Raw genomic sequence first — 14,389 nt, forward strand, 5'->3', positions numbered from 1 at the left:
ACGGGAAACTTAACTGAAACAATGTAATCGGGAAAACTTACATTGAGAGAAATGAGCCATTATTTAATTGAAAATAAGAATATTGCATGGTCAGTCAGTTTCTGTCTTATCGCAATGTTATTAACCGTCTTTATTCTCAATTTAATTTTGGGTTTAGTCGTTCATTTCTTTGATTATACACAACCGATTTGGTGGCATGTTCTTAGTCCTTATTTCATTGTAGTCCTTATTTTCGTCTTGTTTTGGTCTGTAGGTGCAGAGTTATATGTATTACGTGAGGGCGGTCACTCACTGGCAAAACAGTTGAAAGCAAGACGTTTAGTATTTGATGAAAGTACACCTGAAGAAAGTACTGCATTAAAAGTTGTAGATCAGGTTGCTAAAAGTTTTAATATTGATACCCCAGCAGTCTATGTCTTACCTGATGAGGTTGGGGTCAATGCTTTAACTGCTGGTTTTAGATCACAAGACATCGTGATCATTCTCACTTGGGGCGCACTACAGAATCTGGATGAACTTGAGCTTTATGGTTTACTCAGTTATGAGTTTAATCAAATTTTATCTGGCGAAGCTGTTGAAAATACCAAGCTTAAAATTTTATATAGTGGCTTAACAACCTTTAGTCAGTGGGGCAGTAAGCTTGCTCAAGCAGGCTATAATCCTTATGCAACCTCTTACCGAAATAAGTTTGAGACCATCTTTGTTGCAATTGGTGGGGTGATTTGGCTGATTGGTAGCTTAGGTATTTTAATTACACGTTGTATTAAATATCTCACCTTAAGTGGTCGAACTTTCCGTAATGACCTCAAGACTATGCACTTGATGAATAACAATGCCAATGTGCAAACCTTATTACGGATTTATGTGCATCATTCCGGTTCCCAGATTCATAGTGCCTACTCTGAATCGATCTCACATATGTGTTTTGCCAACTCACTGAGTCCGCAGAGCTGGATGAATATTCATCCCAGTATTAAAGAGCGAATTTACGAATTAAATCCAACTTTGTTGCAAGATCTACAATTAGAAAATCTACGTAAGCTTCGTAATCGACCACTGTTCAGCTTATTCCGCTCATTAGAGGAAGAAAGCGCGGATATGACCATACCATGGAGTTCGCCTCAACCGTTGCCGTTATTGCGTTTATCCCCGATCAGTTTTGCTTTGAATGATGCAATTAAACCGCTTAATCCTGAAATCCGTAAGAATAAAAAGCGACCGGAGTTGATTCAACGCGCGATGCAGACCGCAACCGGTTCTCGTGAGGTGATGGTTGCGATTTTGATGATTCGTCAGTACCGTGAATTTATTCCACAAGAAGCACCTGTTAGCCATGCGATTGTCGATGCATTGTTAAATCTGGATGGCCGTATCCATGTTCAGATTTTCCATGATGCCTGTAAAAATATTGGGCATATGCCAACCAGTATTGCGCGTCAGTTCCTAACCAAGCTGGCTTGTATTATTCAAGAAGATGGCGAAGTTGGTTTGCTTGATGCATTGTTATTGGAACGCGTAAAGCAGGAACTGAATTTAATGCCTGCGCATTTGCCTGCGGCTTTTGAAGATGTCAAATCTCAGATTGTACATTTGATCGATGCATTACTGCATGTACAGCAAATTAATAGTCCAAACCAGCTCGAAGTTCGTGAACGTATCTTGCAGATGCTTTTAACTGAAGATGAAATGCAAACCTATGCAGATATTTCAGATGAGCCATTGGACTTGGCAGAAATCTTAAATGATGTCTCAGGTTTATTATTGCGTGACCGTCTCAATATCTTGTCAATTGCTGAAAGATGTCTCTGGAATGATCGGATTATTACCCAGGATGAGTTAGATGTTTTGGAGCTTTTGTATTGGCGCTTAGGTTTCGATACCCATGAAGTGGTCGAACAAATGCAAAAGAAAAACAGTCTGATGATTATTTAAGAGCAGTTGCTGTATTGGTCTGAATCTTTTTGCGAAAACGTTACCTGACAATCACATAAAATGCTTAGATTTCAGGGTAAGCTTGCCATTTATTTTTATTCTTGTATTACGTACTTTTGAGTAAGTTATGGAACATATTGAAATTTTAAAAGCCTTATTTTTAGGTTTTATTGAGGGTCTTACCGAATTCTTACCCATTTCAAGCACAGGTCATTTGATTTTATTTGGTCATATGATTGACTTTCATTCAGATGATGGTCGTGTTTTTGAAGTTGTTATTCAGCTTGGTGCGATTTTGGCTGTATGCTGGTTGTATCGTCAAAAGATTTTTGACTTGGTCAAAGGTTTCTTTAGTGGGGATGCGGAAGCACGGCACTTTGCTTTTAGTGTCTTACTCGCTTTTATTCCAGCAGTCGTGATTGGTATTTTCGCGGTTGACTTTATTAAAAGCGTTTTGTTTAGCCCGCTTGTGGTAGCAGTTGCTTTAATTGTCGGTGGTTTGATTATCTTCTGGGTCGAGTCTAAGAATTTTGATCATAAAACGACAGATGCGACCAAGATTACTTATAAACAAGCATTCTTGGTGGGTTGTGCACAATGTGTTGCGATGATTCCGGGGACTTCACGTTCAGGTGCGACCATCGTGGGTGGGATGTTCTCTGGTTTATCTCGTAAAGCAGCGACAGAGTTTTCGTTCTTCTTGGCGATGCCAACAATGTTGGGCGCAGCCGTATTTGATTTGGCACGAAATGCAGACGTCTTGACACAAGACAATATGCTAAATATTGCTGTTGGTTTTGTCGCAGCCTTTATTTCAGCATTATTGGTGGTCAGTGCCTTAGTGAAATTTGTGGAACGCCATACCTTACGAGTATTTGCTTGGTACCGTATCGTGCTGGGTATTATTCTGTTATTTGTCTTTTTATAAAAATAAAAACATCTCCCTTTTGGCAACTGCGAAAAGGGAGATTCTCAGTTAAAATTCCCTTTCTTTATTTTAAATCCTTCAGATCTGGTTCGATAGCACGATGACAATAGCGAAAATGAATGCTCGAGACTTAATTATTGATTTGCTGTTAGGACTTCAAGGCCGAGCGATTTCAATTAAACAAATCATTATTGCGGCGCGGCTTTTTGCAATCAGTGAAAATAGCATTCGTGTTGCTGTGACACGATTATCCAGTGATGGCGTGATTGAAGCGAGTGAACGTGGGGTGTACCAATTTAGTGTCCAATCACACGAATGGGCAAATGTCATGCTCAATCGTAAGCATGGTATTAAACAAACCAAAGTATGGGCACATCAATATTTAGCTGTTTTTACAGGTGAACTTGGGCGGGTTGATCGTACTGCATTAAATCGTCGTGAAAGAGCATTAAAGCATTTTGGCTTTAAAGAATTAGAGCAGGGCATTTATATACGCCCTGATAATTTGGTCATTACATTTGACCAGCTTATTTCAGAGTTAAAAGCTTCGGGCTTAGAAAATAGTGCCAAGATCTGTCAAATTGGTCATTTTGATGCACATACTTTGGCGCTCATCCCCGCACTTTGGCCCACTCAAACCTTAAATCTTAACTACGAAAAATATAGCCAAATGATTCAAAAATGGCTGTCGACTGTCGACCAGCTTAGTTTGGAAGACGCAGCGCGAGAGTCTTTATTATTGGGTCGACAAACCATTTCCTTATTGATGAATGATCCATTATTGCCAGAAGGTTTTGTTGATGTGCAACTTCGCGAGCAATTTGCGCAGAGCGTACAACAGTTGGATCAGACAGGTTTGGACGCATGGCAGAAGTTTTATGAAAGTCGTCTTGAGTAAATATTCATTACAAATATTACAATAATTTAAATTTTAATTTATTGACAGAAATATTACTAAGTTTAGAATAAAAATATAAATTGTGTAGTTTTTAAAATAAGACAAATACGGGATAGGGATATGAATACACGTGTAGCAATTAGTGATTTATTCTCGCGAGAGGAAATTACTGAGTTAACAGCCAAGTCTGATGCGCATGGTAGTTGGGCTGTATTTTCGACATGGGCAGTTATTGGCGGGACTTTTGCCGCAGTAGCCAGTTCTTGGGAATATTTACCTGCTTGGGGTAAATTACTGATGTGTGTCGCAGCCTTAGTTATTTTGGCTGGTCGTCAGTTGGCACTCGCGATCATCATGCATGATGCTTCCCATCAAAGTTTATTTAAAACCAAATGGTTGAATGATACCTTGACCGATTGGTTATGCGCGCGTCCGATTTGGAATGATTTACATAAATACCGTGCTCATCATATGCGCCATCATAGTAAAACCTCAACGGTCGATGATCCTGATTTATCCTTAGTTACCGGTTTTCCAACCACGAAAAAATCCTTAATGCGTAAATTTGTGCGTGATCTTTCAGGTGTAACTGGATTCAAGTTTGCAGTTGGTCGAGTGTTGATGGATATTGGAAAAATGGAATGGACGGTGTCGAATGATCGTCGCTGGATTTCTCAGGAAGGGCGACACTGGACCGATTATCCCAAAGCATTCTTAAAGAACAGTGGCGGTGCAATTGCAACCAATGCAGCTTTGTTTTCAGCCTTATGGGCAGCAGGCCACCCTAAACTCTATGGGTTGTGGGTATTGGCTTATTTAACGCCATTCCCATTATTCCTACGGGTTCGTTCAATGGCAGAGCATGCAGGAATGGAGACCAGTCATAGTGCTTTAACCAATACCCGTACTACCAAGGCGGGTTACCTTGCTCGAGCTTTGGTTGCACCGATCAATGTTAACTATCATAAAGAGCATCATTTGATGGCTGCGGTACCTTATTTTAAATTGCCGAGAATGCATCAGATGCTACGTGAACGTGGACATGTATCTGCGCCACCGACGTATTGGCAAGTCTTAAATGAGCTATCGGACAAAGCGGATTAAGCAATGGATTTTGGCTTTCTATTTTTGAATCAAAGCCATTACAACACCAATAACTGGAGAAAACATGGCTGCAAGTAAAGAAGAAATCATGGAGTTTTTGGCGCAAGAGTTTCCACAGGCGCTCCAGAAGAGTGTGATTGAAGAGATTACTCCCAAAGGGGCGCAACTGCTGTACCAAGTGGATGCGAGAGATTTAAGGCCAGGTCAAACCGTTTCTGGCCCAACCTTAATGCTGATTGCAGACTATGTGCTTTACATCGCCATTATGGGACATCTGGGGTTGGTTGCGATGGCGGTCACAACCAATATGACGATAAATTTTTTTCGCAAACCCAATGGAAATCGAGATATTCGAGCCGTCTGTAAATTGATCAAGGTTGGTAAAACCTTGGTCACAGGAGAGGTTTGGCTATATTCTCTGGATGATGAAGAGCCTGTTGCACATGTGATAGGAACCTATGCGCTTCCACCGCAACAGAAAGAAGATTAGCAAGGGTATGCATAATTTGTATTTGGAAGTGAATCATTTTGTTGGTAGGTGAAAATTATCTTGCATTGAAAATCCTTTAATGAAGCGCCTTTAAACGTTGATTGACTGCAAATACATGAAAAAAACAAATCTCGTCATAGGATAATTGTCACCAATCAAGTGTGATAAAGGAATAAGTCTTATCGGGAAGAAAGAGATGATAATTAAAAATGGTTTAATTGCTTTGGCATTATTCGGATTCGCTGCAACAGCGCAGGCGAAGCAAACGGTTTGTGTGTTTGATCCAGTTGGTAAATCGGGTGATGCATTTGCACTGGCAAAAGACTATGCATTGGAAGCAAAAAAGTGGGGTGCAGAGATTGATTTGCGTGCCTATGTCGATGAGCGTGTTGCTGCAGAAGATTTAAAAGTAGGACAATGTGATGGTGCAATTATCAGTGGATTACGTGGTCGACAATTCAATAAATATGTTGGCTCATTGGATGCTATCGGCGCATTAACAGATTTAAAAACGGCGATTCTTGCTTATCAATTGCTCTCTAAACCACAAGCGGCAAAAAGTATGCTCAATGGTCCTTATGAGATTGCAGGGCTAGGGACGATTGGTCCTGCCTATTTGTTTGTTTCTGATCGAAGTATTAATACCTTAGCTAAGGCGGCAGGCAAAAAAGTAGGTGTTTTTGCTTATGATGAAGCTCAACCGAAATTGGTTGCACAAGTGGGTGCACAAGCGGTTTCAGTCGATGTGACCAATGCAGGTGCAAAGTTTAACAATCATCAGATTGATATTGTGCCTGCGCCAATCGTTGCCTACAAACCATTTGAGCTATATAAGGGATTGGGAGATAAAGGTGGCATTGTAAAGTTTCCACTGACACAAATCTCAGCGAATTTCATCATTCGAAAGGATAAGTTTCCGGAAGGATTTGGGCAAAAATCTCGTGAATGGGTCGCTGGGCAACTTGGTCGTACTTTTAATATCATTTCAAAATACGAAAAAGAAATTCCTGCCAAATACTGGATGAATATTTCACCTGAAGAACAAGTGAATTATATGAAAATGATGCGAGAAGCACGTATTTCACTGACCAAAGCAGGAATCTATGATCCTAAAATGATGAACTTTTTGAAAAAGGTTCGTTGTAAACAAAATCCAAATAGCTTTGAATGTGCGCTCAATGATGAGTAAAACATGATTTAAAACGATAAATGAACCCTCTTTATTAATTGTAATTTAGAGGGTTTTTTATGGAATGATGCTATTTAGTTCTTTAAAAAACATAACAACATTTAAGTATGCGAAATAGTGAGAACATGCTAAAACTAAATCTGTTCAAATTCATTTGTTCTGACTGTTTCTTACTTTTATGACCATACCGCTCGACTTAACACCTTTATCGCAAATTGAGTCAAATCAAGAACATATTTTAGCGATTAAACGGAATGACTTATTGCCTTTGGTGAATGATCCGAATCGTCTGAATCATTATGCTGATCATTTGGTACAGGCTCAGAGTGTGTTACTGAATGGCGTTGATCCAAAGTTGAATCAACAGCTCAGTGAGGTCATTACACAGATTATTCAGCAATTATCGCTTTCCAAGAAGCATTTAGGTAATCGACGATTTAATGCATTGCAAAAATGGTTAGGAATTGATGTCGAATATGATGCAGGACAAGTGAAATATGTTAAAGACTTAGATCGCCTGATTAATGAGGCAAATTATTTAAGTCAACGCTTGCAGATTGAGATTCAAAAATCCCAGTCTCGGTTGCAGCAGGCATTGGGTTTACGAGAGCAAATGGCTGCTTATATTGTTGCTGCAGACGAGTTTTTAAAGGAATATCCTCAATTTAGCAAACAACAGGTGCTTGATCATTTTGTTGAGCGATTATCTAAAAAAATCTATACATTGCAGACTTTACAGAGCAGTAATGATATTGCGATCAAACAGATGCAGCTGTCCCAACATTTATCTTTTAGTCTTTTAGATCGTTTTAAAGAGGCTCAACAAGTATTGATTCCAGCTTGGCAATATCATTTAAAGCAAAGCCGTGAATCAACGTCGAGTGTGACGATTGAGCAGCTAGACAAGAGCCGAGAAGAGTTAATTCAAAATTTGAAAAAATCATTACAGAAATAAGAGGGGAATCTTATGTCCGATTCAGAATTGATCAAATCATCAAACGAAATTGAGCTGAAGCCAGAACAGCGCTTCGCACAATTGAATTTAAAAGAGTTGGGTTTGCAACCGCACGACTATGCTGAAGTGATGGACGCGCATAAAGAACTGGCTGAAATCAGTAGCACAGCTGTCGCAGAATACGGTAAAAATATTGCCAATAAGACTTCAACCTATACCGATGAGTTGTTGAATCTGGTACAGAACAAAGACCTTGATGCAACTGGACAAAAACTCAATGAAGTGGTGCAAGTCGCTCAGCAGTTAAATACTTCAAGTATTTTAAATAAATCTAAAAGTTCAGGTTTTTTTGGTGGCTTATTGAGTAAGTTCAAGAATGCGAAACAAAATTTTGATCAGCATTTTAATACCACTAAAGAGCAGATTGATGTATTGGTCAAAGAAATTGAAAGCTCACAATCAGGCTTAAAAGCACGTGTTGGGACATTGGATAAAATGTTTGATGCGGTGCAGGATGAGTATAAACAACTAGGGGTTTATATTGCAGCGGGCCAGTTAAAGCAACAGGATATTCAACAGCAAATCACGACTCTGACAAGCCAAGAACAAGATCAGCAGACCACTCAGCAGATTTATGATCTCAATCATGTGGCAAATAATCTTGAAAAAAGAGTTAGTGATCTTCATGTTTTACAGCAGTCTGCAATGCAGACTTTACCGATGATTCGGATTATCCAGTCGAATAACTTGATGTTGGTAGATAAATTTTACGCGATTAAAAACATCACATTACCAGCTTGGAAAAATCAAATTAGTTTGGCAATTTCGTTGCAAGAGCAAAAGAATAGCGTCCAACTTGCGAAAGCCATTGATGACACCACCAATGAATTATTACGTCGTAATGCTGAGTTATTGCATCAAAACTCTGTAGATACGGCAAAAGCCAATCAACGTTCCGTGATCGATGTTGAAACCCTTGAACATGTACAAAACACCCTCATTAAAACAGTAAATGATGTGATTCAGATTCAGAAAGAAGGGATGCAAAAGCGTGCCGAAGCAACAACTCGTTTACGTGCTTTGCAAGAGAATTTGAATCATCTGGTGCTTGAGAATAGCCAACCACCTAAATCTTGATATTGCTAATTTTTGAAGGAAAGATCATTGTCACCCATAGAAGACTTTAGTGTACAACCGATTGACCAGCGTTTAGATGTGTTAAAAAAACGTCAGCGCAACTTAATGATCTGGTTTTTTCTGACCAGTGCATTCATCGTTGTTACAATCGCTGGTCTGTTTTTGCAAAAAGAATTTATCTATCGTTTCTTTGATCTTTCTGTACATCTACAGGCTTTAGATTTGCCTTATCATGTACAGGATCTTGTCCCGTTTAAGCAACCTGTTGATTATCTTTTTAATCTATTATCATGGTTTGGCTGGCTGTTTCTCAAACTTTTTGTCTCATTTATTGGTGCTTTTTTACTGCTCAGTTGGGCCAAGAAATTTAAATTTTTTCAGCAACGTTTTCAGGCATGGACACAGCGTATTTTGGCGTGGGTGATTTCATTTATTTTGCTTTGGTCTGGTATGACCTACATCCAGTATGACTGGAAAGATGAAACCAAGCAGGCTTATCAGCAGTGGATGAGCTATCAAAATAATATTGTTGAAAGTCAGATTGCACAAGATTTACAGCAGGCCAATATTTCATCGACTGAAAAAGCCTATGTCTTGGCGCAAGTGGCCTTATTGCATCAACCTGTCGATCGCAAGACCGCTAATGTCTATGTTAATCAATTAATTGATGCCGAGAAAAGCAATCCAACTCAATTTAAAGCGTATGATTTTAAGCCAGAGCAGTTGTGGGTCATGCAACAGCAGCTTTACGGTAAAAGTATTACCTCAATCACACAGCCTTTAGACCTGCGTGCGCAGCAAGCTGAGCGTATTTCTCAGATTGTGAATGTCATTTTATGGGGCTTGATTGTATTAGCTGTTGCTTTAAGCACAATTTTATATGTACTCGCTAAACATTTGAAAAATCGTCGTGTGCGGATTGGTCAAAAACTGGATGTCTCTTAATTTTAAGTTCGGTTTATCCGATCAAACTCATAAAAACATACTGTTTTACCTATTCAGTACTTTTGCGTACTATAGCCTCATTGAATGAATTTAGCCGATTTGAACGTCTTAGAATTTGGAGTAATACATGTTAGATCAAAATATTAAAACTCAATTAAAAGCTTACTTAGAACGTTTAGAAAGTCCAATCGAGTTGGTTGCTGCTTTAGATGACTCCGACAAAGCTGCAAAAATCAAAGAACTCGTGACTGAAATTGCAGAACTTTCTGACCAAGTTACGGCGCGTTTTGACGGTTCAAACGCTCGCCGTCCTAGTTTCGGTGTAGCCAAAGCAGGTGAACAACCACGTGTGTTCTTTGCTGGCTTACCGATGGGACATGAGTTTACTTCTTTGATCTTGGCATTATTACAAGTGTCGGGTTATGCCCCTAAAGTCTCTGATGAAGTACTCACTCAGATCAAAGGTTTAAACTTAACTGCAAACTTTGATGTGTTTGTCTCGTTGAGCTGCCATAACTGTCCAGATGTGGTTCAAGCACTTAACTTGATTGCGATTAATAATCCAAATACCACAGCAACCATGATTGATGGTGCTTTCTTCCAAGACGAAGTTGAAGAACGCAAAATCCTAGCCGTGCCAATGGTGTTCCAAGACAACCAACATATTGGTCAAGGTCGTATGACTTTGGAAGAAATCGTAGCCAAGTTGGATAGCAACTCGGCTGAGAAAGATGCAGCAGCAATCAATGCCAAAGATGCATTTGATGTATTGGTGATTGGCGGTGGTCCTGCGGGTGGTACAGCAGCGATCTATGCGGCACGTAAAGGCATCAAAACGGGTATTGTGGCTGAACGTTTTGGCGGTCAGGTGATGGATACCATGGACATTGAGAACTTCACTACTGTTCAAAAAACTGTGGGTCCTCAGTTCGCTCAAGACATGGAAGCCCATGTCCGTGAATATGGTGTGGATATCATGAACTTGCAACGCGTCAGCAAGATCACAGGTGCAGATCAAACGGCCAATGGTCTGGTTGAAGTTGAACTGGAGAATGGTGCCAAACTTGAATCGAAAACCATTATCCTGTCTACAGGTGCACGTTGGAGAGAAATGAATGTTCCGGGTGAAGCAGAATACCGTACTCGTGGTGTGGCTTACTGCCCACACTGTGATGGACCATTGTTCAAAGGCAAACGTGTTGCGGTGATTGGTGGTGGTAACTCAGGTGTCGAAGCTGCGATTGATCTTGCCGGTATTGTTGAGCATGTGACTTTGGTTGAGTTTGATACCAAACTTCGTGCTGACCAAGTATTGCAAGACAAATTAAATAGCTTGCCAAATACCACGGTCATCTTGAATGCCTTAAGTACTGAAGTGGTTGGTGATGGTGCTCAGGTAACGGCATTGAAATACAAAGATCGTGCTACTGATGTAGAGCATAGTGTTGAACTTGCAGGGATCTTCGTACAGATTGGCTTATTGCCAAACACAGATTTCTTAAAGAACAGTGCAGTAGAACTCAGTAATCGTGGTGAGATCGTGATTAATGATCGCAACGAAACCAATGTCAAAGGCGTATTTGCTGCAGGTGACTGTACGACAGTCCCATACAAGCAAATCATCATTGCCACAGGTGAAGGTGCCAAAGCATCGCTGTCTGCCTTTGATTATATGATCCGTTCTGGCGTATAAATGATTTGATTAAAAAAAGCCCCAATTGTTTGGGGCTTTTTTACATTTAATTTTTCGGTTTATATAAACCATGATCCACTAAATGCTGGCGTAAGATACGACGAAGTTCTAACACGGCCTCAGGTGTTTCCTGAATAGAGTGGCCACCAGTGAAAATCTTTTCAGAAACAGCACCATCTAAATGTGCACTTTTATATGGAACAATACCATCAGTAATGACATTTGGATCATCACTCTTGGTAATGTTACCCATAATAGAATGGAACACGAGGTCTTTTTCTGGTGGGATACTGGCAGTTAACTCCATAAACTTAGATTTTTTACTGAGATCGCTTGGACCATTTTGAATTACATCATTGGTCAGAGTTTTGACAAAATCTTTAAGATCCATGTCATCGCTGGTAAGAGTATCCGCTAGAGTGGTTAAGAAGGTTGCAGGAAGTTTGATAATCTTTCGTGCCGCCAAAGTAAACCAACGATCAGCAAAGTCAGTTCCTTTATGTGGAGCAGCCAAGAAAATAGCCCGATCAAAATTAGTAATTGGTTCCATTTTAAGTCGTTCACCAATTACGGGATGCTTACGCAAACGTGCTTGCTGGCGACTATTCATCATGGTCAGAGCCTGCTTAGAGATATCTGCATTACTGACTAAAAGACGGCTGATAATACCTCCCATACTATGACCAATTAAAACCGCATCTTGAGCTGCTGCATCTTTGTTATTCAATGAGCCAAAGGCTTGTTTTAAAAGTGCGTAAATCTGGAAACGACTTTCCAAGATTGGCATATTGGTTGAGTAGAACACTTGCCAAACTTGGTAGTGTTCACGCAGAACGGCATCACCCATAATATCATTGGTGACTGCAATCCATGCCTCAGGGCTGCTGGCAAGACCATGTACCAATACAATCACTTTCTTGTTTGGATTGTAAGGTTCAAGCATGTATAAATGCGGCATGGTGAGATGCTGATCACGATCGATTAAGGTTAAATAGGCTGCTGCACCTAAATTATTTTCAGCTAACCAAAGACCATAAGGTGCCGAGAAGTTCGCGGCAAGTGAATATTCTTTACCTGCAATACTGACTTTCTCTACGCTATAAGGGTCATAAACCTTTACTTCAAAGTTTGGGTTATTTAAAACATCATTAATCGTTGCCGCTGGATTCTTGGGTTGCGCAATGATGGTTGCGGCTAAATAGCGTGCTTTATGAATATTAGGGTTAAGCCCATTGGGATAGCTATAACTTAATGGATCAAGAATATATTTATTTTCACCATGAGTGGCATCTGTCGAAGGGAAGACAGCAACGAAATCCGAGCCGAAACCGTCACGACGGTTGATTGCTCTTAAGCCTGAAAAGTTCATGTTATAACTAGAAATAAATTTTTCCAGTTTCATATTTTGAAGTCGTTGATAGGACTGAATATCAATCGTATAGATACTTTTACCAATCTGAATGGTCGGTGCTATGATCTTGGATGGATTTCTAAGACTATGCACATTTACCAATTTAGTTAAGGCCTGATTATAGAAGTCTCGAATCTGAACCTGTCTATTATCAAAAATCCGTTCTTGTGGCTGGCGAGCAGTTTTAAATAAATAAGCATAGCTATAGCGGATACTTTTATCTAAAGCTTCCAGTTCTTGGTCGAGGCATTGCTCATAGGTCTTTTGGATTGCTTTTTGTTGTTCTTCAGCTTTATGTTTAGTCAGCTTGCTGATTTTGCATTCAGAGGAATCAGAAAGTGCCATTGCCTTGGAAAGATATAGTTCACTGGCAGTCGATAGTAATTGTTCATCTTGAATCTGTGGGATTTTATGTAAGTCAGCAATACACTCATTTGGGGTCTGCATACAGACTTTAGCTTCTTTGCCTGACATTGAAAGTACATTTAGACTGGCTTCGCTGAGCTTCTTTTGAGTCAGAATGCTGTTACGTTCGTTGGCAATTGTGACATTGAGAGCTTGTTGTTTGATGCTGACAACTTGGCAGCCACTCATCACGACAGTGCTTAGGAGAGAGATAAAAAATAAACGCTTATTGGGTGTAAATGCTAGCATGATATGTCAGCAAGTTCGCTGGAAGATTGTAGCTATAATACGAAAATAGAATGTTTTTTCAATGACTGATAAAAAAATAGACTGTACACGACAGTCTATTTTTTAGAGCAAAATTTGTAAACAATTAGTTTAAAACTTGCCACATATTCCAGCGTTTTCCAGTTTCAACTTCTTTGATTAAGCGATCAGTGACTTCCGCTTCATCTGGATAGCTCACTTTATAATTCTTTAAGGTTTGAATCGCATTTTTCTTTTGCTCTAACCAAAGGTAGTTATTTGCAGCAGAAAGATAAGCTTCTTGTACACCACCTTTCATGGCTTTATCTAAATATGGAATCGCTTCACGCTGACCGCCACCTTCAGATAAACCAAAACCAAACCAGAAATTAGTTTCTGCATCGCTTGGGTTGATAGCAAGAATACGTTGAGCATAAGTCAACGATTTTGAAGTATATGCGGTACCCAAGTCGAGATTACGTGCCATTACACTCGCTTTGAAAGCACGTGTTAATACGTCAAGTGAAGCATTTGGCTTTTCAGCTAAAGCATCTAGTTTTTGTGTCGTTTCTTTCAACTTCACTTCATAGCCTTTACGTTCTTGACGCTCAGAGAAACGAGGTGGGTAGTGACGTGCTTTACCTTCAACCAATTGTAAGAAATCGTCGATTTCAGTCACATCAACTTCATTGTCACCAGCAAGAACTGCATATTTCATGCTGCGTTGTTTGCTGTCGATTGTTGGAATAATAAGTTTGTTGACATCAAGCGTTGTAGATTTTGAAGGGTCACTTTGTAATGATACCACCATCTTCGTTACAGGTTGAGCAGTTGCATCTTTAATCGCAACTTCAAAACTTGGTGGTGCATCATACTTGATTGGATTTAAAGCATAGAAAGCTGGGGTTGGATCTGGTTCCTTGAACACAAATGGTTCAGCAACCTTATCTTTTTTTGCTGGGGCGATGCCACAGGCCGTCAAAAAAGAAGTTGAAAGTACAAGTAATGCCAAAGGCTTAAAATTCATGCTTTACATCCATTAATTTTAGTTAAATG

At 39.8% G+C, this 14,389-nt stretch carries 12 protein-coding genes; 10 read left to right on the forward strand and 2 right to left on the reverse strand.

Annotated elements, in window-relative coordinates; all coding sequences use genetic code 11:
* Positions 1-42: 42 nt before the first annotated feature.
* The 10 genes from GBI66_RS08805 (at position 43) to ahpF (ending at position 11,271) form a co-directional block, all read left to right on the forward strand.
* A complete protein-coding gene (locus GBI66_RS08805) occupies positions 43-1,932 on the forward strand; it encodes a M48 family metalloprotease (RefSeq protein WP_171067531.1) in 1,890 nt (629 codons plus the stop codon).
* 127 nt (positions 1,933-2,059) lie between these two features.
* Entirely contained in the window at positions 2,060-2,860 is an 801-nt protein-coding gene (locus tag GBI66_RS08810) for an undecaprenyl-diphosphate phosphatase (RefSeq protein ID WP_004807892.1), read from the forward strand.
* A 100-nt stretch (positions 2,861-2,960) separates the two neighbouring features.
* On the forward strand, positions 2,961-3,758 hold the full coding sequence (locus GBI66_RS08815; RefSeq protein ID WP_151715814.1) for a PaaX family transcriptional regulator: 798 nt from the start codon (positions 2,961-2,963) through the stop codon (positions 3,756-3,758).
* A 120-nt stretch (positions 3,759-3,878) separates the two neighbouring features.
* Positions 3,879-4,862 carry a fatty acid desaturase family protein gene (locus GBI66_RS08820; RefSeq protein ID WP_151715815.1) on the forward strand — a complete coding sequence of 328 codons (984 nt, stop codon included), beginning with the start codon at positions 3,879-3,881 and terminating at the stop codon, positions 4,860-4,862.
* Between the two features lie 64 nt (positions 4,863-4,926).
* Entirely contained in the window at positions 4,927-5,352 is a 426-nt protein-coding gene (locus tag GBI66_RS08825) for a PaaI family thioesterase (protein WP_151715816.1), read from the forward strand.
* Between the two features lie 196 nt (positions 5,353-5,548).
* Positions 5,549-6,541, forward strand: a complete 993-nt coding sequence (locus tag GBI66_RS08830) for a putative solute-binding protein (RefSeq protein WP_151715817.1) — start codon at positions 5,549-5,551, stop codon at positions 6,539-6,541.
* Positions 6,542-6,719: 178 nt separating this feature from the next.
* Positions 6,720-7,496 carry a tellurium resistance protein gene (locus GBI66_RS08835; RefSeq protein ID WP_151715818.1) on the forward strand — a complete coding sequence of 259 codons (777 nt, stop codon included), beginning with the start codon at positions 6,720-6,722 and terminating at the stop codon, positions 7,494-7,496.
* A 12-nt stretch (positions 7,497-7,508) separates the two neighbouring features.
* Entirely contained in the window at positions 7,509-8,633 is a 1,125-nt protein-coding gene (locus GBI66_RS08840) for a toxic anion resistance protein (RefSeq protein ID WP_151715819.1), read from the forward strand.
* Positions 8,634-8,660: 27 nt separating this feature from the next.
* Positions 8,661-9,578 carry a hypothetical protein gene (locus tag GBI66_RS08845; protein ID WP_151715820.1) on the forward strand — a complete coding sequence of 306 codons (918 nt, stop codon included), beginning with the start codon at positions 8,661-8,663 and terminating at the stop codon, positions 9,576-9,578.
* Positions 9,579-9,705: 127 nt separating this feature from the next.
* Positions 9,706-11,271: an alkyl hydroperoxide reductase subunit F gene (gene ahpF, locus GBI66_RS08850; protein WP_151715821.1), complete on the forward strand. Its 1,566-nt coding sequence runs from the start codon at positions 9,706-9,708 to the stop codon at positions 11,269-11,271.
* Between the two features lie 46 nt (positions 11,272-11,317).
* Here the strand turns inward: ahpF and GBI66_RS08855 are convergent, their stop codons facing one another.
* Both GBI66_RS08855 and GBI66_RS08860 read right to left on the reverse strand, forming a co-directional pair.
* Entirely contained in the window at positions 11,318-13,336 is a 2,019-nt protein-coding gene (locus GBI66_RS08855) for a triacylglycerol lipase (protein ID WP_151715822.1), read from the reverse strand.
* Positions 13,337-13,460: 124 nt separating this feature from the next.
* Positions 13,461-14,360 carry an ABUW_2363 family tetratricopeptide repeat lipoprotein gene (locus GBI66_RS08860; RefSeq protein ID WP_151715823.1) on the reverse strand — a complete coding sequence of 300 codons (900 nt, stop codon included), beginning with the start codon at positions 14,358-14,360 and terminating at the stop codon, positions 13,461-13,463.
* Between the last annotated feature and the right edge of the window lie 29 nt (positions 14,361-14,389).

The organism is Acinetobacter sp. TUM15071 (assembly GCF_008980925.1).
In the GTDB taxonomy this organism is placed as follows: Bacteria; Pseudomonadota; Gammaproteobacteria; order Pseudomonadales; family Moraxellaceae; genus Acinetobacter; species Acinetobacter dispersus.